This is a genomic window from Myxococcus sp. MH1 (assembly GCF_059738865.1).
Genome location: NZ_AP026947.1, coordinates 5,766,671 through 5,786,032 on the forward strand (window position 1 = coordinate 5,766,671; position 19,362 = coordinate 5,786,032).

Sequence of the window (19,362 nt, forward strand, 5' to 3'; positions counted from 1 at the left end):
GGGTTCCGCTGGGTTGGGCCCCCCCTGTCGTGAACACGAAAGCCCTGCTAGTTTGCGCTCCCATTACAGAGCTGTGTTATCAGCAGATCCTGTTTCGCGAGTCAGCGACTGAAACAGCGGATTGGCCCAGGGGACACTCGAGTGAAGAGCGACGCGACACGGACACTGTTGGTGACTCGGGCGGACCTGCGCTGCATCGTGGAGGCAGTGGGTGCGGACGCGCTGATGGACGAGCTCATCCGCGCGCTCACCGACGCGCTGCGCACGTTCGACGGAGAGCTCACCGAGGTGCGCAAGCGGGATGGCTTCCTGACGGAGCATCCGCGCCAGCCCGGGTGTCTCGAGTGGATGCCGGTGATGCAGAAGGGCGGCGCCGTCACCGTGAAGATGGTGAGCTACAGCCCGTTCAACCCCGAGGAGCAGGGGCTGCCCACCATCATCGCGACCAACAGCCTGTATGACTCCAGGACGGGCCACCTGGTCGCGCTGATGGACGGCGTGTTCGCCACGGCGCTGCGCACGGGCGCGGCCTCCGCGGTGGCCACACGCTGCCTGGCCTCGCCGGACAGCCGCGTGCTGGGCCTGGTGGGCTGCGGCGCGCAGGCGGTGACGCAGCTGCACGCCATCAGCCGCGTGTTCCCGCTCACGGAGGTGCTCGCGTACGACACGAACCCGGAGGCGCAGGCGTCGCTCGCGCGTCGCACGGCGTTCCTCGGGCTGGACGTGAAGCAGGTGTCGCTTTCGGAGCTGGAGGAGCGCTCGGACATCATCTGCACCGCGACCTCCATCGCCGTGGGCGCCGGCCCCGTCATCTCCGGCAAGGCGCTCAAGCCGCACGTGCACGTCAACGCCGTGGGCTCGGACCTGCCGGGCAAGACGGAGCTGCCGCGCGCGCTCCTGGAGAAGAGCCTGGTGTGCCCGGACTTCACCGTGCAGGCGCTGGTGGAGGGCGAGTGCCAGCAGTTGAAGCCCGAGCAGGTGGGCCCGGACCTCGTCACCCTGGTGAAGAACCCGGACCGCTACGAGTCCTGGCGCCAGAAGGCCACCGTGTTCGACTCCACCGGGTACGCGCTGGAGGACCAGGTCGTCACCGCGCTGTTCCTGCGTCACGCGGAGCGGCTGGGGCTGGGCACGTCGGTGGGGCTGGAGACGGTGGGGGGCGACGCGCTGGATCCCTACTCGCTCCTGCACGAGCCGGGGGCCGCGGCCCGCGGCAACCTGCGCCGCGCCACGGGGAGCTGAAGCCACCGCCTCAGAGCTCCAGGAGGATCTTCCCGAAGCTCGCGTTGGATTCCATGTACCGGTGCGCGTCCGCCACGCGCGCCAGCGGGAAGGTGGTGTCGATGACCGCGCGCACGCGGCCGTCGACGAGCCGGGGCAGCCAGCGCTCGCGGAAGCGCTGGACGACGGCGACCTTGGCGGCCAAGGGCAACGGACGCAGCGCCATGCCCTTGAGCTGGAGGCGGCGCAGCACCACCTGCTTCAGGTCCAGGTCGCCGCGGATTCCGTCCATCAGCCCCACGAGCATCAGCGTGCCTCCGAAGCGCAGCGCGCGCAGGTTGCGGCCCAGCGCCGCGCCTCCGACGAAGTCCTCCACCACGTCCAGGCCGCGTCCCTTCGTCCACTCGGGCACCGCGTCCGCGAAGTTCTCGCGCGTGCGCACCACGCCCGCCGAGGCGCCCAGCGCCAGACACCGGCGCAGCTTCTCGTCGCTGCCCACGGTGACGAAGACGGTGGCGCCCACCTCGCGCGCCACCTGGATGCACGCGGTGCCGATGCCGCTGCCCGCGGCGTGGATGAGCACGGACTGACCGGGCCCCAGTCCGCCCAGCTCGACGAGCGACTCGTGCGCGGTGCAGTACGCCTCGGGCGCGGCCGCGGCCTCGACGAAGGACCAGCCCTCCGGAATCGGGAGGGCCATCCCCTCCTCCATCAGGCACGCCTCCGCGTAGCCGCCGCCGTCCACCAGCCCGAAGACGCGCGCGCCGGGCTGGAAGGCGCGCACCTCGTGGCCCACGGCCTCCACCTCGCCCGCGACCTCGATGCCGAGCAAGGGACTGGTGACGCCGGGAGGCAGCGTGTAGCCGCCGGCGCGCTGGCTGGTGTCTCCGCGGTTGAGGGCGGAGGCGCGCACGCGCACGAGGAGCTGACGGGGGCCGGGGACGGGCCGGGGTCGGGTCTCCAGGTGGAGCTGCTCCGGACCGCCTGGAGCCCGCACGACGACCGCGGTCATCACCTCAGTAGTTCGCATCCACGTCCACGCCATGGCGCCGCAAGGGCACGAGGAAGGAGCGCTCGAAGGTCATCACGACGGTGCCGTCCGCCTTGAGGCCCCTGGTCTCCACGGTGACCACTCCCTGTTTCGCGCGAGAGCGGGACCTCCTCTTGGCCAGCACCCGGCTCTCCGCGTAGAGGGTGTCCCCCACGAAGACGGGGGCCGTCAACCGGATGCGGTCCCACCCGAGGTTCGCCACGCCCTTGGCGCTGGTGCTGTTCAGACTCATCCCCCCGACGATGGCCAGGGTGACGAGGCTGGACATCAGCGGCCGCTTCCACTCGGTCTTGCTGGCGTAGACGGCGTCGATGTGGAGCGGGTGGGTGTTGAGGCTGAGCAGCGACTGCCACATGTTGTCCACGTCGGTGAGGGTGCGGCCGGGGCGGTGCTCGAAGACGTCGCCCACCTCGAAGTCCTCGTAGAACAGCCCGTGTGTCTCGCGGTAGCGCTGCTTGCCCACCTTCTTGTGGGCGGCCACCATCTTCTTCATGAGTCCCCGCTCCCGGAGCCCGCGCGAAGGTGGACGGGCGCCATGGCCTCGTCATGCTGGACGCTCGCCAGCACCCGCCGCGCCACCGTCACGAGCGGGGGGCCAATCATGCTCCCTCCGACCACGTGGATGCCGCCCTTTCCGTCACCCGCCTGCGCGAGCACCCGGCGCGCGTGGGCCACCATCTGCGGCGTGGGCCGCAGCGCCGCGTGCACCACGCCCACCTGGTCCGGGTGGATGACGATCTTCCCGGTGTAGCCCAGCGCCCCCACCTTGCGCGTCTCCTCCTCCAGCCCCGACAGGTCTCCCAGGCCGAAGTACGGCGAGTCGATGGCGTTGAGCCCCGCGATGGCCGCCGCCATGGCGATGCGCGAGCGCGCATAGAGCATGGGCTCCCAGGACAGGGACACGCCCATCTGCGCGGAGAGGTCCGCGGCGCCGAAGATGAGGCCGCGCAGGCGGGGCGCGGACAGGGCGATGGCGTCCACGGCCTCCACACCGCGCGCCGTCTCGATGATGGCCAGGAGCGACAGCTCCGGGAAGCGGTCTCCCAGGAGCGCGTCCAGCTGCTGGATTTCGGCGGGCGACTCCACCTTGGGCAGCAGCAGGGCATCCAGTCGCGCGTTGGAGTCCAGCAGCGCGAGCACGTCGCGCAGGCCCGCCTCCGTGCGCAGGCTGTTGATGCGCAGGCACAGCGGCCCGCGTGGGCGGGAGGAGGACAGATAGGACAGCGCCAGCCGGCGAGCCTCCGACTTCAGGGCGTGGGGGACACCGTCCTCCAGGTCGAGCAGTCCCATGTCCGCGCCCACCTCCACCGCCTTGTCGAAGCGGGAGGGGTCGATGGCGGGCGTCACCAGGAAGGACCTGCACTGCAAGGGCATGGTCATGATGCGAGTGGCTCCGAGGTCCCGGGCGCCGCCAGCTCCAGCACGGCGTCACACAGCCGCTGGAGGTCCTCGGTGGACAGGTTGGAGCGCAGCATGATGCGAAGCCCCGCACGCCCCTTGGGGACGATGGGGAAGAACACGGCGGAGGAGTAGAAGCCCGCGGCCATCAACCGCCGCGAGCGCTCCACCGCCAGGGGCTCGGGCCCCACGTCGATGATCTTGATGGGGAAGTCCTCGCCCGCGGTCCGCGTGGGCACGCGCTCGTCGAAGTAGCGCACGTTGGCCCGGAGGGCGCGCTGTCGCTCGGCCAGGTCGGCGCCCCCGTGCAGCCGCGCCGAGGCCAGGCTCGCGCCGATGGCCGGAATCGACAGGCTCTGGGACCAGCCCAGCGGACCCGCGAAGCGGCCCACCAGGTCCGCGTGCTGCTGGGGCCCCAGCATGACGGCGCCGCCCGCCGTGCCGAAGCCCTTGCCCAGCGAGCCGATGATGATGGTGCGCGAGTTGACCTCGCCGCCCATCGTCGCGCGCACGTAGCCCTCGCCCGACGCGCCGTAGATGGAGAGCGAGTGCGAGTCGTCGAAGTAGAGGAACAGCCCGTACTTGTCCTGCAGGTGGAACAGGTCCTTCACGATGGCCACGCCGCCCATGGAGTAGAAGCCGTCCGCCACGTACGCGACGCGCGCGTGCTTGCGGCAGAGGTCCTCCAGGAAGTCCAGGTCGTTGTGCGGCGCGGTGATGACGTGCGTCTCATCCGCGCAGATGGGCTTGATGAGGTTCATCGAGAAGTGCGCGGACTTGTCGAAGACCAGGATGGGCTTGTGCCCGTCGGGCAGCAGGTGGCCGGACGCGATGAGGGGCAGGAGGCCCGCGCTGGCGGAGCTGGCGGAGTTGGTGACGATGGTCTTCGCGCGCCAGCGGTGGCTCAATTCCTCCTCGAGCGCGTCCAGGTCCGCCAGCCGGATTCGCAGCCGGGAGATGGACATGCACAGGGTGCGCTCGCGCTGGAGCACGTCGATGGCGCCCTGGAGCACGTCCGGGTGCGAGTCCAGCCCCAGGTACGAGCACGAGCACATGTTGATGAACTCACGGCCATCCGGCAGTGCCAGCGTGCCGCGTCCGGTGTTGTGCACGGACAGGTCCAGCAGCCCCGCTTCCTTCGCCGACGTGAACGACGGGTTGCCGTGGCCGATCATCGACTCCGTGTTGCGATAGCGATTCTTGAGTTCCATGACGGCTCACTCCTGCCCTTCGAATCCTGGGATGACCGCGTCGATTCCGACCCGCATGTCCGGCGTCGCCAGCGCCGCGTCGAGGAGCGCGGAGAAGGCGTCACACAGTCGTCGTGCGGTGTCGGGCTCGAACAGGTCGGTGTTGAACTCCAGCAGCCCGGAGAACCCGTCCTCCTGCTCCTGGAGCGAGAGCGTCAGCTCGTAGATGGAGGCACCGCGATCCGACGGCATCGGCATCAAGGTCAGCTCCGGCAGTTCCAGCGATTCTGCGGGAGTGTTCTGGAGCACGAACATCACCTGGAAGAGCGGCGCCCGGTTCTGCTGTCGCTGGGGGACGAGGGTGTCCACCACCTGGTCGATCGGCACCTCCTGGTGCGCGTAGGCGCCGAGGGTGACGTCGCGCACCCGGGCCAACAGCTGCCGGAAGGAGGGATTGCCGCGCACATCCACGTTCAGCGCGACGGTGTTGACGAACAGGCCGATGAGCGACTCCACCTCCGGGAGCGCGCGGTTCGCGATGGGAGAGCCGATGACCAGCTCCTCCTGTCGAGCCCGGCGGCAGAGCAAGGTGCCGAACAGGGACAGCAGCGCCATGAACGGCGTCACGCGCTCGCGCTGGCACAGCAGGTTGAGCGCGTCACTGCGCGCGCGGCCCAGCGACACGGGAATCCAGGTGCCGTTGAACGTGCGAGTGGGAGGACGGGGCTTGTCGAGAGGCAGCTCCAGCAGCTTCGGCGCCTTCGCCAGGGCGTTGCGCCAGTAGGACAGCCGGGACTCCAGCTCGACACCGGACAGCCAGCGGCGCTGCCAGGCCGCGTAGTCGGGGTATTGAATCACCAGCGGAGGCAGCGACGGCGCCGAGCCGCGCGCGAAGGCGGTGTAGAGGTGGACCACCTCGCGGGTGATGACGCTCTCGGACCAGCCATCCGAGAGGATGTGGTGCTTGCTGAAGATGAACAGGTACTCGTCGTCCGCCAGGCGGATCAGACCGCCGCGCACCAGGGGCCCCTGCGTGAGGTCGAAGGGCTTGCGCGCGTCCTCGGCGATGCGACGGAGGACTTCTTCTTCCCGGTCCTCGCGGGCCCGGAAGTCCTCCAGCGGCAGGTCGATTCGCAACGTCGCGGCGACCTTCTGGACGGGCTGACCGGCTTCCTCGGTGAAGGTGGTGCGCAGGGACTCGTGTCGGTCCACCAGGGCCTGGACCGCGGCCCGGAGCGCATCCGGATTCAGCGCGCCCTTGAAGCGGTACGCCGCGGGCTGGTTGTAGGCCGTGGACTGGGGGTTGGCCTTGAACAGCTTCCACAGGCGCTCCTGCGAATAGGACAGCGGCACCGGCTTGTCGCGTGATGCGGGGACGATGGGGGGCAGGGTCGCCAGCGGCGCGCGCGGCGCGGCCTCGATGCGTCGGGCCAGCGCGGCCACGGACGGTGCCTCGAAGAGCGTCGTCAGGTGGATGTCCGCCTTGAGCCGATTGCGGATGCGCGCCACCACCTGTGTCGCCAGCAGCGAGTGACCGCCGAGGCTGAAGAAGCTGTCGGTGACGCTGACCCTCGGCAGCTTCAGCACCGACGCGAAGGCCTCCGCCAGCTGCGTCTCCAGCGTGTCCCTCGGCGCCACGAAGGGCGCCACGCCCCTCAGGCTCGCCAGGTCCGGCGCCGGCAGCTTCGCCCTCGCCACCTTCCCGCTCGGCGTCAGCGGCAGCGCCTCCAGTCTCACCAGCGCCGGCGGCACCATGTACTCCGGCAGCTTGCGCCCCAGCGCTTCCTTCAGCCCCTCCGGCTCCCACGCCGCCCCCGCCCTCGGCACCACGTACCCCACCAGCCTCCTGTCCCCCGGCGTCTCCTCGTGCACCCCCACCGCCGCGTCCTTCACTCCCTCCAACTCACGCAGCGCCGCCTCCACCTCCGCCAGCTCAATCCGGTATCCGCGCACCTTCACCTGCGCGTCCAACCGCCCCAGGAACTCCACCACCCCGTCGCTCCTCCACCTCGCCCTGTCTCCCGTCCGGTACAGCCTCGCCCCTACCTCCCGCGCATACCCGTCCGGCACGAAGCGCTTCGCCGTCAGCTCCGCCCTCTCGTGGTACCCCTGCGCCAGCTGCGCTCCTCCAATGTGCAGCTCTCCGGCCACCCCCACCGGACACAGCCTCCCCTTCTCATCCAGCACCAGCAGCTTCGTGTCCGGCAGCGGCACCCCAATCGGCGGCAGCCTCGGCCAGCTCCCCGCCGGCCCCTTCAGCCGGTACGCACTCACCACGTGCGTCTCCGACGGGCCGTACTGGTTCTCCAGCACGCACCCCGGCAGCTTCTCGAAGAAGGCCACCACCGCCGGCGTCACCTGCAGCTGCTCTCCCGCCGTCACCACCTCGCGCAGCGACTCCGGCACCCTCGCCCCGTGCGCCACCGCGTCCGCCAGCGCCTGCAGCGCCACGAAGGGCACGAAGAGTCTCTCCACCCCCTGGCTCGCCATGAAGTCCAGCAGCGCAGGCACGTCCTGCCTCAGCGCCGCGGGCGGCACCACCAGCGTCCCTCCCGCGCTCCACGTCGCGAAAATCTCCTGGAATGACACGTCGAAGCTCAGCGACGCGAACTGCAGCGTCCTCGCCTCCGCCTTCACCGAGTGCGCCCTCTGCCACAGCAGCAGGTTGCACAGCGCCGCGTGCGACAGCGCCACCCCCTTCGGCTTCCCCGTGCTTCCAGACGTGTACACCACGTAGCACGTGCCACCCGGTGGCACCGCCCTCGGCGGCGCAATCTCCGGCCTGCGCGCCACCTCCCCCGCCTCCTCGTCCACGCACAGCGCCTTCTTCTTCACCCCCGCCGGCAGTGCCCCCAGCTGACGCTTCGTCGTCAGCACCCGCGCCACCCCCGCATCCTCCACCATGTACCCCAGCCGCTCCGCCGGGTACTTCGCGTCCAGCGGCACGTACGCCGCCCCCGCCTTCAATATCCCCAACAGCCCCACCAGCTGCTCCAACGAGCGCTCCATGCACAACCCCACCCGCTCCCCCGCCCCCACTCCCAGCGCACCCAGGTGCCACGCCAGCTGATTCGCCCGACGCTCCAGCTCCGCGTACGTCAGCGCCTCCCCTCCCCACACCACCGCCACCGCCTCCGGCGTCCTCCTCGCCTGTGCCTCCACCAGCTCGTGCGCGCAGACCTCCCAGCGAGGCCCCGTGCTCGTCGCGTTCCAGTCCTCCAGCACCAGACGGCGATCCGCGTCGGACACCAGCGGGAGCTCGGAGACGCGGTGGAGCGGATTGGCGACAGCGCCCTCGAGCAGTCGCTCCAGGTGCACGACGAATCGCTCGGCCGACGCGGGCTCGTACAAGTCCGTGCGGTACTCCAGCGTGCCCGTCAGGCCCGTGGGCGTCTCCCGGAGCATCAGCGTGAAGTCGAACTTGGACGTGCCGCTGTCCACGTCCATCGCCTCGAAGGAGAGCCCCGGCGTGGACAGCTCCATGGGTGGGGTGTTGAGCAACACCATCGCCACCTGGAAGAACGGCGTGTGTCCGGGCTGTCGCTCCGGCTGGAGCACCTCGACCAGCTTCTCGAAGGGCACGTCCTGGTGCGAGTACGCGCCCAGCGTCGTCTCCCGCACCCGCCCCAGCAGCTCGCGGAACGTCGGGTCTCCGTCCAGCCTCGTGCGCAGCACCAGCGTGTTCACGAAGAAGCCGATCAACCCCTCGGTCTCCATCTGCTGGCGCCCGGCGATGGGAGCCCCCACGCAGATGTCGTCCTGTCCCGAGTAGCGCGACAGCAGCGCCTGCAACCCCGCGAGCAGGCCCATGAACAGCGTCGCCCCTTCGCGCTGGCACAGGCTGACGAGGGAGCGGGTGAGCTCACGCGAGAGGTCCACCTTGAGCACCGCGCCCGGGTTGCGAGCCTCCACGGGGCGCGGCCGGTCCGTCGGCAGCTCCAACATGGCGGGAACCCCGTCGAGCTGTTTGCGCCACCAGTTCAGCTGCCGCTCGAGCACGTCGCCCTGGAGCCACTCGCGCTGCTGGACAGCGTAGTCCGCGTACTGGATCGCCAACTCGGGCAAGGGGGACCGCCGGCCTTCACTGAAGGCCTCGTAGAGCGTGACCACCTCGCGGATGAGCACGGCGATGGACCACGCGTCCGCGATGATGTGATGCAGCGTCACAAGGAGCAGATGCTCACGCGCCCCCAACCGGAGCAGCGCCGTGCGCAGCAACGGCCCGCGCGTCAGGTCGAAGGGGCGACGGGCCTCGGCCCACGCCCGGCGGTGTGCTTCAGTCTCTCGCTCCGACTCGGAGAGCGGGGCCAGGTCCTGCACCGAGAGCAGGATTCGCGGGGGCGCGCTCCGGGAGATGACCTGCATGGGCCTGCCCTCGCGCGACTGGAAGACGGTGCGCAGGGACTGGTGACGCCGCACCAGCTCCGTGAAGGCCTGCTCCAGCGCGGGCACATCCAGCGCGCCCTTGAGCCGCAGCGCCGCGGGGATGTTGTAGAGGGGGCTGCCGGGCCTGTACTGGTCCAGGAACCACAGTCGCTGCTGGGCAAAAGAGAGCATCTCTTCCTCCGTGTCGCCCTGCTCGTTCTCGTTTCGGAATCTCGTCCGCGCCCGCATCGGCGTCGGTGCGCGGCTCTCCAGCGGAGGCATCTCGGCCTCGATGCGTCGGGCCAGCGCGGCCACGGACGGCGCCTCGAAGAGCATGCGCAACGGGAGCTCCCTGCGCAGGTGATGACGGATGCGAGCCATCGCCTGTGTCGCCAGCAGCGAGTGGCCGCCGAGGCTGAAGAAGCTGTCGGTGACGCTGACCCTCGGCAGCTTCAGCACCGACGCGAAGGCCTCCGCCAGCTGCGTCTCCAGCGTGTCCCTCGGCGCCACGAAGGGCGCCACGCCTCTCAGGCTCGCCAGGTCCGGCGCCGGCAGCTTCGCCCTCGCCACCTTCCCGCTCGGCGTCAGCGGCAGCGCCTCCAGCCTCACCAGCGCCGGCGGCACCATGTACTCCGGCAGCTTGCGCCCCAGTGCCTCCTTCAGCCCCTCCGGCTCCCACGCCGCCCCCGCCCTCGGCACCACATACCCCACCAGCCTCCTGTCCCCCGGCGTCTCCTCGTGCACCCCCACCGCCGCGTCCTTCACCCCCTCCAACTCACGCAGCGCCGCCTCCACCTCCGCCAACTCAATCCGGTAGCCACGCACCTTCACCTGCGCGTCCAACCGCCCCAGGAACTCCACCACCCCGTCGCCCCTCCACCTCGCCCTGTCCCCCGTCCGGTACAGCCTCGCCCCCACCTCCCTCGCGTACCCGTCCGGCACGAAGCGCTTCGCCGTCAGCTCCGCCCTCTCGTGGTACCCCTGCGCCAGCTGCGCCCCTCCAATGTGCAGCTCTCCGGCCACCCCCACCGGGCACAGCCTCCCCTTCTCATCCAGCACCAGCAGCTTCGTGTCCGGCAGCGGCACCCCAATCGGCGGCAGCCTCGGCCAGCTCCCCGCCGGCCCCTTCAGCCGGTACGCACTCACCACGTGCGTCTCCGACGGGCCGTACTGGTTCTCCAGCACGCACCCCGGCAGCTTCTCGAAGAAGGCCACCACCGCCGGCGTCACCTGCAGCTGCTCTCCCGCCGTCACCACCTCGCGCAGCGACTCCGGCACCCTCGCCCCGTGCGCCACCGCGTCCGCCAGCGCCTGCAGCGCCACGAAGGGCACGAAGAGTCTCTCCACCCCCTGGCTCGCCATGAAGTCCAGCAGCGCAGGCACGTCCTGCCTCAGCGCCGCGGGCGGCACCACCAGCGTCCCTCCCGCGCTCCACGTCGCGAAAATCTCCTGGAATGACACGTCGAAGCTCAGCGACGCGAACTGCAGCGTCCTCGCCTCCGCCTTCACCGAGTGCGCCCTCTGCCACAGCAGCAGGTTGCACAGCGCCGCGTGCGACAGCGCCACCCCCTTCGGCTTCCCCGTGCTTCCAGACGTGTACACCACGTAGCACGTGCCACCCGGTGGCACCGCCCTCGGCGGCGCAATCTCCGGCCTGCGCGCCACCTCCCCCGCCTCCTCGTCCACGCACAGCGCCTTCTTCTTCACCCCCGCCGGCAGTGCCCCCAGCTGACGCTTCGTCGTCAGCACCCGCGCCACCCCCGCATCCTCCACCATGTACTCCAGCCGCTCCGCCGGGTACTTCGCGTCCAGCGGCACGTACGCCGCCCCCGCCTTCAATATCCCCAGCAGCCCCACCAGCTGCTCCAGCGAGCGCTCCATGCACAAACCCACCCGCTCCCCCGCCCCCACTCCCAGCGCCCCCAGGTGCCACGCCAGCTGATTCGCCCGACGCTCCAGCTCCGCGTACGTCAGCGCCTCCCCTCCCCACACCACCGCCACCGCCTCCGGCGTCCTCCTCGCCTGCGCCTCCACCAGCTCGTGCGCGCAGACCTCGACACGAGTCTCCGACGGCGCGGGGTTCCAGCTCTCCAGCGCGAGCCGCCGGTCCGACTCCGTGAGGAGCGACAGATCGGACAGCCGGACATCGGGCGCGAGCACCGCGCGCTCCAGCAACCGCTCCAGGTGCGCGACGAGGCGCTCGGCCGACGTGGGCTCGTACAAGTCCGTGCGGTACTCCAGCGTGCCCGTGAGCCCCGAGGGGGACTCACTCAACGTCAGCGTGAAGTCGAACTTCGACGTGCCACTGTCGACATCGAGCGGACGGAAGCGCAGCCCCGGGCTCTCGAGCGCCGCCATGGGCGTGTTGACCAGCACCAGCGCGACCTCGAAGAAGGGCGTCCGCTTCGGCTGTCGCTCCGGCTGGAGCACCTCGACCAGCTTCTCGAAGGGCACGTCCTGGTGCGAGTACGCACCCAGCGTCGTCTCCCGAACCCGCTTCAGGAGCTCACGGAACGTCGGCTCCCCCTCCAGCTTCGTGCGCAGCACCAGCGTGTTCACGAAGAAGCCGATCAACCCCTCCGTGTCCGCGGAGGTCCTCCCCGCCACGGGAGCCCCCACGCAGATGTCGTCCTGCCCCGAGTAGCGCGCCAGCAGCGCCTGCAGCCCCGCGAGCAGGCCCATGAACAGCGTCGCGCCCTCCTGTCGGCAGAAGCCGCGCAGCATCCGCACCAGCCCCACCGGCAGCGTCACCTTGATGACCGCGCCCGGGTTCGACGTGTCCTCGCCGCGAGGGTGGTCCGTCGGCAGCTCCAGCGAAGGAGGCGCTCCGTCCAGCTGCTTGCGCCACCACTCGACCTGACGCTCCAGCGCCTCGCCACGCAGCCTGTCTCGCTGCCGCACCGCGTGGTCCACGTACTGGATGGGGAGCTCGGGCAACGGGGACGCGCGGCCCGCGCTGAAGGCCTCGTAGAGCGCCACCATCTCCCGGATGAGCACCGCGATGGACCACGCGTCCGAGACGATGTGATGCATCGTCACCACCACCAGGTGCTCGCCCTCCTGGAGCCGCAGCAAGCGCGCGCGCAACAGCGGCCCTCGCACCAGGTCGAACGGCTTGCGCGCCTCCTCGCGCACCGCGCGCAGCCCCAGCGCCTCGCGCTCCGACGCGGGCAGGTAGCGCAGGTCCTCCACCTCCAGCGCCATCGGCGCGTTGCCCGCGTGCGCAACCACCTGCAACGGCCGCCCATCCCGCGCCGGGAATACCGTACGCAGCGACTGGTGCCGACACACCAGCTCCGTGAAGGCCCGCTCCAACGCGGCCACATCGAGCGTGCCCTCCAACCGGATGGCCGCCGGCAGGTTGTAGAGCGGGCTGCCCGGCGCGTACTGGTCCAGGAACCACAGCCGCTGCTGCGCGAAGGACAACTCCGCCTGCCGCTCGCACGGCACCAGCGACGACGGCCGCTCCCGCGACGCGCGCACCGGCTCCAGCACCTCTCCGGGCCGCAGCGCCACCAACGCGTCGATGCGCCCCGCCAGCGCCTCCACCGTCCCCAGGTCGAACATCTCCTGGAGCGACACCTCCACGCGCATCACCGTCCGGATGCGTGACAGCACCTGCGTCGCCAGCAACGAGTGGCCACCCAGCTCGAAGAAGCCATCGAGCGCGCCCACTTGCTGGATGTTCAATACCTCACTCCAGATGAGCGCCACCGCGCGTTCGGTCTCGGTGCGGGGCTCCATCGCACGGGTGACGCTGCGCTCAACGCGGAGGTCCTGGGAGCGTGGCTGGGTCATGAGAGAGGGGCCTGGGAGGGGAGTCCAGGCAAAACATGTCTTACATAGAAAACCGGTGTAATTGCACGCAACCTCCCCACAAGGACGTGCGGTTCACACTTCCGAGCGTGGTGTGCGCGGGACCCGGGCCGAAGCGTTCGCGCCAAGGCACTCGGAAAATTGCCCCACACCTGGATACGCGACCCGCACGGGCACGTCCGACGCGATGCGTGTGACGCGCCCGCACATGACTCGAGCGATCAACCAGGCTCAGCGCTGAACGGAGGCTCGCTTCACTCCGACGGGTTGACGATGACGTCCATCGTCCGGTGCATGCGCTCCAGCCCCAGGCTCACCAGCGCACGACGAATCTCCGCCTGTCCCCAGAAGAACTTGCGGAACACGTCACGGTCCAGGCGCAGCAACGTGCACGGCGTCAGCGTCTTCACCGTCGCCGTCGCGAGCCGTCCTCGCAGCAACGACACCTCGCCGAAGATGGCGCCCTCCCCCATGTCCGGATACGGGGTGACACGACCATCCGGGTGCGTGTGGAAGACAGCGCACCTGCCGCGCAGCAGGATGTAGAGCGCCTCGCCGGGGACGCCGCGCGTGAGCAGCGTCTCCCTCGCGCCGATGGAACAGGGCACCAGCGCGCTGCCCAATTGCGCCCACAGCTCCGGTGACAACCCGCGCAGCAGCGGGCTGCTCCGCAACGCATCTTCCAGCAACCGCTCGCGGCATCGCATCTCGACCACCGGCGCCTCCAGCCCGTGACGCGCGCCCATCAGCACCAGCCCCGTCCGGGTCAGCTCGCGTAGCACGGTGCGCTCCATCGTCACCACGCTCGCGGTCCGCGGACACTTCGTCATCAGCGCCAGTTCGCCGAAGAAGTGCCCCCCCGACAGCTGCCCCACCATGCGCGCCTCGGCGCCGGCGGGCTCCCGGTACACCCCCACCCGCCCCTCCAGGATGACGAACATCGACGAGCCCGGGTCTCCCTCGCGCACCACCACCCGCCCCGCCGGCAGGAACCGCGTCCACACGGGGAGTGGAGCCCGCCCCACCGGCTCCCGGTCTCTTGAAGGGATGGTCGGCACCGCCGGAGGCCCCTCTCCGTCATTCTCGGAGTTCCGAGAATCCGGAGACACGACTGGCAATGCGGTGGACCGGCTCATCGTCATGCCCCCCTCGGACACAGAGTGGATACGTATGACAGACGTCTCCACCGTCCGGAATTGTCGTTGGGAAGAAAACTTCCTCCCAGCAGCCCGCCGGTACTACGGGATTCCCACATGCATTTCCCGCCCGCCGCGGGACGCCAACCCCCATCCCTTCCCTCGGGAGGACGGCCCGGCCGAGGCCTTGTTGGCGGTTGCCGCCGGGTCCTCGGGCGTCAAACGAAACAACGCGGGGATGACAGACACCACCGCCCCACGTCTCCGTGATGGAAGACAACCTCACACCGGAAGGCGCCCCGAAATACTCCGCAACCTTCGCGCACCGTGTCACCACCCTTGACACCTTCGTTTGCGCATGGCACTTAGACGTCCAATAACGATAATGAGAACCATTCTCATTATCCCACTCTCTGGACGGACCCTCGGGCCCAGGACGAAGGAGACGGACTCGATGGGAGACACACCGCGGGTGGCACTGGTGACGGGCGCGGCGCGGGGCATCGGCGCCGAGGTCGCGCGGGTGCTGGCCCCCGAGGCGACCATCGCCGCCCTCGACACGAACGCCGAGGGGCTGCTGGCGCTGGTGGCGGAGCTGCGTGCGCGGGGCCAGAAGGCCAGCGCGTGGCCGGTCAGCGTCAGTGACGCCGCGGCGGTGGAGACGGCGGTCGAGCGCATCGAGAAGGAGCTGGGCCCCATCCACATCCTGGTGAACGTGGCGGGCGTGCTGCGCATGTCCTCCATCGTGGACATGAGCGACGAGGACTGGGCGACGACCTTCGGGGTGAACACGAACGGCGTGTTCCATGTCTCGCGCGCGGTGGCGCGTCGCATGGTCCCCCGGCGCGAGGGGGTCATCGTCACCGTGGCCTCCAACGCCTCCAGCACGCCCCGGCTGCGGATGGGCGCCTACGCCGCGTCCAAGGCCGCCTCCACCATGTTCACCAAGTGCCTGGGCCTGGAGCTGGCGCAATACGGCATCCGCTGCAACGTGGTGTCTCCGGGCTCCACGGACACCGACATGCAGCGGGGCATGTGGAAGGACGCCAACGGCGCCCAGGCCGTCATCGCCGGCTCCTCCGAGACCTTCCGCGTCGGCATCCCGCTCAAGCGCATCGCCGACCCGCGAGACATCGCCCACGCGGTGCAGTTCCTGGTGTCGGACCGCGCGCGCCACATCACCCTGCACGACCTGTGTGTCGACGGCGGCGCCACCCTGGGCACCTGAGCACGTGCCCTCCGGGCACCCGTGGTTCTCTGTTCGACTTGTTACCTTTGTTTCACGATTGAAACAGTGGAAGGCCACGGAAGTCGCGTCCGATGCGCGCTCCGGGTCCTCCGCGACTGGAGGTTGGCTGTGAAGACGACCGAAGTGGCACCCCAGAAGCTGGCGGCGCAGTTGCTCGAGAGCTACGAGGCCGGCTCCTCCTTCTTCTTCGCCTCGCCACGCCGGACGTTGTTGGCGCGGGGCACCTTCGCCACGGTGCCGCACGTGGGCGGCCAGAGCTCGCTGGAGCGGCTGGGCGAGCGCGTGGCCAAGGTGCTGAGCGACGCGCGCCAGGCGGACCATGACATCCCGGTGGCGGTGGGCGCGGTGCCCTTCGTCGGCCGCGCGCCCGCGCAGCTCGTGGTGCCGATGACGCTCCAGCGCGCCGGCCCGCTCGTGTTCGACGACGTGGCCATGCCGCACCCCGTCCTCCCGCAAAACTACACGGTGCGCCCGGTGCCGGAGCCCGCCGCGTACCTGGACGGCGTGGCCCAGGCGCTCAAGCTCATGCAGAGCGGCCCCCTGCGCAAGGTGGTGCTGTCGCGCTCGCTGCACCTGAGCGCCACCACGCCCATCGACCTGCAGCGGCTGCTGCACAACCTGGCCCGCCGCAACCCGTCCGGCTTCACCTTCGCCGTGGACCTGCCCGGCGCCAGCGCGGGCGAGGGCCGGCGCACGCTCATCGGCGCGAGCCCCGAGCTGCTCGTGTCTCGCAACGGGATGCAGGTGGTGGCCAACCCGCTGGCGGGCTCCGCCGCGCGCAGCCCGGACCCCGTCGAGGACCAGGCCCGGGCGGCCCGCCTCCTCGAGTCCCCCAAGGATCTGCATGAGCACGCGGTGGTCATCGACGCGGTGGCGGAGGCGATGCGTCCGTTCTGCAAGACGCTGGAGGTGCCGGCCCGGCCGTCGCTCGTCAGCACGCAGACGATGTGGCACCTGTCCAGCCGCATCGTCGGGGAGATCGCCGACCCGTCCATCTCCTCGCTGACGCTGGCGATGGCGCTGCACCCCACGCCGGCCGTCTGCGGCTTCCCCACGGAGCTGGCGCACGAGGCCATCGGCCACATCGAGCCGTTCGACCGGGGCTACTTCACGGGCACCGTGGGCTGGTGCGACGCCAACGGTGACGGGCAGTGGGCGGTGACCATCCGGTGCGCGGAGGCGGACGAGAGCTCGCTGCGGCTGTTCGCGGGCGCGGGCATCGTCGCGGGCTCCAAGCCGGAGTCGGAGCTGGCGGAGACCGAGGCCAAGTTCCGCACCATGCTCCAGGCCATGGGCCTGGGCCAGGGCACCGAGGTGAAGCCATGAGCACGACCGCGTCCCGGCTCCCCGGCTGCCCCACCTGGCCGGAGGAATATGCCGCGCGCTACCGCTCCGCGGGCTACTGGCGCGGGGAGACCTTCGGCATGCTCCTGCGCGAGCGCGCCGAGCGCCACGGCGACCTCACCGCGCTGGTCTCCGGCGCCGAGCGGCTCACGTACCGGCAGCTCGACGCGCGCGTGGACCAGCTCGCCGCGGGCCTGCACGGCCTGGGCATCCGCGCGCAGGACCGGGTGGTGGTGCAGCTGCCCAACATCGCCGCGTTCTACGAGGTATGCTTCGCGCTGTTCCGGCTGGGCGCCCTGCCCGTCTTCGCCCTGCCCGCGCACCGCGGCTCGGAGATCGGCTACTTCTGCGAGTTCACCGAGGCGGTCGCCTACGTCATCGCGGACCGCCACGGCGGCTTCGACTACCGCAACCTCGCCTCCGCCGTGCAGGCGAAGACGCCCACGCTCAAGCACGTCCTCGTCGTGGGCGACGCGGGCCCCTTCACCTCGCTGGAGAGCCTGTACGCCGCTCAACCCGTGGCGCTGACCGAGCCCCGCCCCGACGACGTCGCCTTCTTCCAGCTGTCCGGCGGCAGCACGGGCGTGCCCAAGCTCATCCCGCGCACGCACGACGACTACATCTACAGCCTCCGGGCCAGCGCGGAGATCTGCCAGCTCGACACCTCCAGCGTGTACCTGTGCGCGCTGCCGGCGGCGCACAACTTCCCCATGAGCTCGCCGGGCGTGTTCGGCACGTTCTACGCGGGTGGCACCGCGGTGCTGGCCCTGCACCCCAGCCCCGACGTGGCCTTCCCCCTCATCGAGAAGGAGAAGGTCACCATCACCGCCCTGGTGCCGCCCCTGGCCATGGTGTGGATGGACTCGGCCAAGGCGCGCCGGCATGACCTGTCCAGCCTGCGCGTGCTCCAGGTGGGCGGCGCCAGGTTCAGCGCCGAGGCCGCCGCGCGCGTGAAGCCCACGCTGGGCTGCACCGTGCAGCAGGTCTTCGGCATGGCCGAGGGCCTGGTCAACTACACGCGCCTGGACGACTCCGAGGAGCGCATCGTCAACACCCAGGGCCGCCCCATCTGCGTGGACGACGAGCTTCGCATCGTCGACGAGGACGGGCAGGACGTCGCGGTGGGCGAGACGGGCCAGTTGCTCACGCGCGGGCCGTACACCATCCGCGGCTACTACAAGGCGGAGACGCATAACGCGCGCGCCTTCACCCCCGACGGCTTCTACTGCACCGGAGACCTGGTGCGCATGACGGCGGACGGCTACCTGGTGGTCGAGGGCCGCGCGAAGGATCAGATCAACCGCGGCGGTGACAAGGTGGCGGCCGAAGAGGTGGAGAACCACCTGCTGGCGCACCCCGCGGTCCACGACGCCGCCGTCGTGTCCATGCCGGATGCGTTCCTGGGCGAGCGCACCTGCGCGTTCGTCATCCCGCGCGGCACGCCGCCTCCGGCCACGTCGCTCACCGCGTTCCTGCGGGAGCGGGGCCTGGCGGCCTTCAAGATTCCGGACCGGGTCGAGTTCCTCGACGCGTTCCCCAAGACGGGTGTCGGCAAGGTCAGCAAGAAGGCGCTGCGCGAGAAGCTCAGTCAGCCCAACGCGCCCCGCTGAAGCCCACTCCCCCCACGTCCGCACCAGAAAGGCTCTTCCCCCATGGCGCTCCCCGCCATCTCCCCCTATCCGATGCCCGGCGCCGCCGACCTGCCCAAGAACAAGGTCGCCTGGAAGCTCGAGCCGAAGCGCGCGGTGCTGCTCATCCACGACATGCAGCACTACTTCGTGAACGCCTTCACGCCGGGCCAGTCGCCCGTGAAGGAGCTGGTCCCCAACATCCAGCGGCTGCGCCAGCACGCCCACTCGATGGGCATCCCCGTGGCGTACTCCGCGCAGCCGGGAGGCCAGACGCCGGAGCAGCGCGGGCTCCTGCTGGACTTCTGGGGGGGCGGCATCCCCGACGCCCCGGAGCAGAAGAAGATCATCGACGAGCTGACGCCCACCCACGTCGACCTCCAGCTCACCAAGTGGACCTACAGCGCGTTCCGCCGCACGGACCTGCTGAACACGATGCGCGCGCTCGGGCGGGATCAGCTCATCATCAGCGGCATCTACGCGCACATCGGCTGCCTGCAGACGGCCAGCGACGGCTTCATGAGCCACATCCAGCCCTTCCTCGTCGCGGACGCGCTGGGTGACTTCTCGCTCGACCACCACCACCTCGCGCTCAACTACGCCGCGAAGCTGTGCGCGGTCACCACCACCACGCAGCAGGTCCTGGAGATGCTGGGCGCGCCCGGGCCGACGACGCTCCCGCGCCTGACCCGGCAGCAGATTCGCGCGGAGGTCGCGGAGATGCTCCAGCAGTCGGTGCAGGAGGTGGATGAGGACGCGAACCTGCTCGAGCTCGGCCTGGACTCCATCCGGCTGATGAGCCTGGTGGAGCGCTGGAGGAGCTACGGCTTCGAGTCCTCCTTCGTGGAGCTGGCCGAACGCCCCACGCTGACCGAGTGGTACTCGATGCTCGGCGCCATGACGCTCCCGCTCCCGGACGCCAGCAGCGTCCAGGTGTCCGCCCGCTCGTAGTGCACCGCTGACG

General features: G+C 70.2%; 11 protein-coding genes. 5 read left to right on the forward strand and 6 right to left on the reverse strand.

The features are described from left to right. The first annotated feature begins 171 nt into the window (after positions 1-171). Positions 172-1,242, forward strand: coding sequence for an ornithine cyclodeaminase family protein (locus tag AC6JA9_RS22615; protein ID WP_223749091.1), 1,071 nt, complete (start codon positions 172-174; stop codon positions 1,240-1,242). Positions 1,243-1,252: 10 nt separating this feature from the next. On the opposite strand, the gene AC6JA9_RS22620 is transcribed toward AC6JA9_RS22615, so the two are convergent. The 6 genes from AC6JA9_RS22620 to AC6JA9_RS22645 all read right to left on the reverse strand — a co-directional run bounded on the left by AC6JA9_RS22620 (position 1,253) and on the right by AC6JA9_RS22645 (position 14,045). Further along, positions 1,253-2,251: an NAD(P)H-quinone oxidoreductase gene (locus AC6JA9_RS22620; protein ID WP_497957805.1), complete on the reverse strand. Its 999-nt coding sequence runs from the start codon at positions 2,249-2,251 to the stop codon at positions 1,253-1,255. Then, positions 2,238-2,765, reverse strand: coding sequence for a MaoC/PaaZ C-terminal domain-containing protein (locus AC6JA9_RS22625; protein ID WP_223749093.1), 528 nt, complete (start codon positions 2,763-2,765; stop codon positions 2,238-2,240). Before AC6JA9_RS22625 ends, AC6JA9_RS22620 begins: the two co-directional genes overlap by 14 nt. Then, positions 2,762-3,652 (reverse strand): aldolase/citrate lyase family protein, encoded by an 891-nt coding sequence (locus AC6JA9_RS22630; RefSeq protein ID WP_141331190.1) that lies wholly within the window; start codon positions 3,650-3,652, stop codon positions 2,762-2,764. Before AC6JA9_RS22630 ends, AC6JA9_RS22625 begins: the two co-directional genes overlap by 4 nt. Then, positions 3,649-4,881 (reverse strand): aminotransferase class I/II-fold pyridoxal phosphate-dependent enzyme, encoded by a 1,233-nt coding sequence (locus AC6JA9_RS22635; RefSeq protein WP_141331188.1) that lies wholly within the window; start codon positions 4,879-4,881, stop codon positions 3,649-3,651. The genes AC6JA9_RS22630 and AC6JA9_RS22635 overlap by 4 nt, the downstream gene beginning before the upstream one ends. A 6-nt stretch (positions 4,882-4,887) precedes the next feature. Next, positions 4,888-13,023, reverse strand: coding sequence for an amino acid adenylation domain-containing protein (locus AC6JA9_RS22640; RefSeq protein WP_497957806.1), 8,136 nt, complete (start codon positions 13,021-13,023; stop codon positions 4,888-4,890). A 272-nt stretch (positions 13,024-13,295) separates the two neighbouring features. Then, positions 13,296-14,045 carry a cyclic nucleotide-binding domain-containing protein gene (locus AC6JA9_RS22645; RefSeq protein WP_497957807.1) on the reverse strand — a complete coding sequence of 250 codons (750 nt, stop codon included), beginning with the start codon at positions 14,043-14,045 and terminating at the stop codon, positions 13,296-13,298. 586 nt (positions 14,046-14,631) lie between these two features. Between AC6JA9_RS22645 and AC6JA9_RS22650 the strand changes: the two genes are divergently transcribed. From AC6JA9_RS22650 to AC6JA9_RS22665, 4 genes are all read left to right on the forward strand, one after another. Beyond that, complete coding sequence (locus AC6JA9_RS22650) at positions 14,632-15,405, forward strand: 2,3-dihydro-2,3-dihydroxybenzoate dehydrogenase (protein ID WP_497957808.1); 774 nt, start codon at positions 14,632-14,634, stop codon at positions 15,403-15,405. 129 nt (positions 15,406-15,534) lie between these two features. Then, positions 15,535-16,752, forward strand: coding sequence for an isochorismate synthase DhbC (dhbC, locus tag AC6JA9_RS22655; RefSeq protein WP_497957809.1), 1,218 nt, complete (start codon positions 15,535-15,537; stop codon positions 16,750-16,752). Next, positions 16,749-18,380: a (2,3-dihydroxybenzoyl)adenylate synthase gene (locus AC6JA9_RS22660; RefSeq protein WP_267700866.1), complete on the forward strand. Its 1,632-nt coding sequence runs from the start codon at positions 16,749-16,751 to the stop codon at positions 18,378-18,380. Before dhbC ends, AC6JA9_RS22660 begins: the two co-directional genes overlap by 4 nt. Positions 18,381-18,422: 42 nt before the next feature. Next, the gene (locus AC6JA9_RS22665) at positions 18,423-19,349 is read left to right on the forward strand and encodes an isochorismatase family protein (protein ID WP_497957810.1); all 927 of its coding nucleotides are present in this window, start codon (positions 18,423-18,425) and stop codon (positions 19,347-19,349) included. Positions 19,350-19,362: the final 13 nt, after the last annotated feature.

What these genes read in the sequence shown, in the direction of transcription:
- AC6JA9_RS22660 (WP_267700866.1), top strand. Translation starts at nt 16,749, where the DNA reads ATGAGCACGACCGCGTCCCGGCTCCCCGGCTGCCCCACCTGGCCGGAG.
- AC6JA9_RS22640 (WP_497957806.1), bottom strand. Translation starts at nt 13,023, where the DNA reads ATGACCCAGCCACGCTCCCAGGACCTCCGCGTTGAGCGCAGCGTCACC.
- AC6JA9_RS22625 (WP_223749093.1), bottom strand. Translation starts at nt 2,765, where the DNA reads ATGAAGAAGATGGTGGCCGCCCACAAGAAGGTGGGCAAGCAGCGCTAC.
- AC6JA9_RS22620 (WP_497957805.1), bottom strand. Translation starts at nt 2,251, where the DNA reads ATGCGAACTACTGAGGTGATGACCGCGGTCGTCGTGCGGGCTCCAGGC.
- AC6JA9_RS22635 (WP_141331188.1), bottom strand. Translation starts at nt 4,881, where the DNA reads ATGGAACTCAAGAATCGCTATCGCAACACGGAGTCGATGATCGGCCAC.
- AC6JA9_RS22665 (WP_497957810.1), top strand. Translation starts at nt 18,423, where the DNA reads ATGGCGCTCCCCGCCATCTCCCCCTATCCGATGCCCGGCGCCGCCGAC.
- AC6JA9_RS22650 (WP_497957808.1), top strand. Translation starts at nt 14,632, where the DNA reads ATGGGAGACACACCGCGGGTGGCACTGGTGACGGGCGCGGCGCGGGGC.
- AC6JA9_RS22630 (WP_141331190.1), bottom strand. Translation starts at nt 3,652, where the DNA reads ATGACCATGCCCTTGCAGTGCAGGTCCTTCCTGGTGACGCCCGCCATC.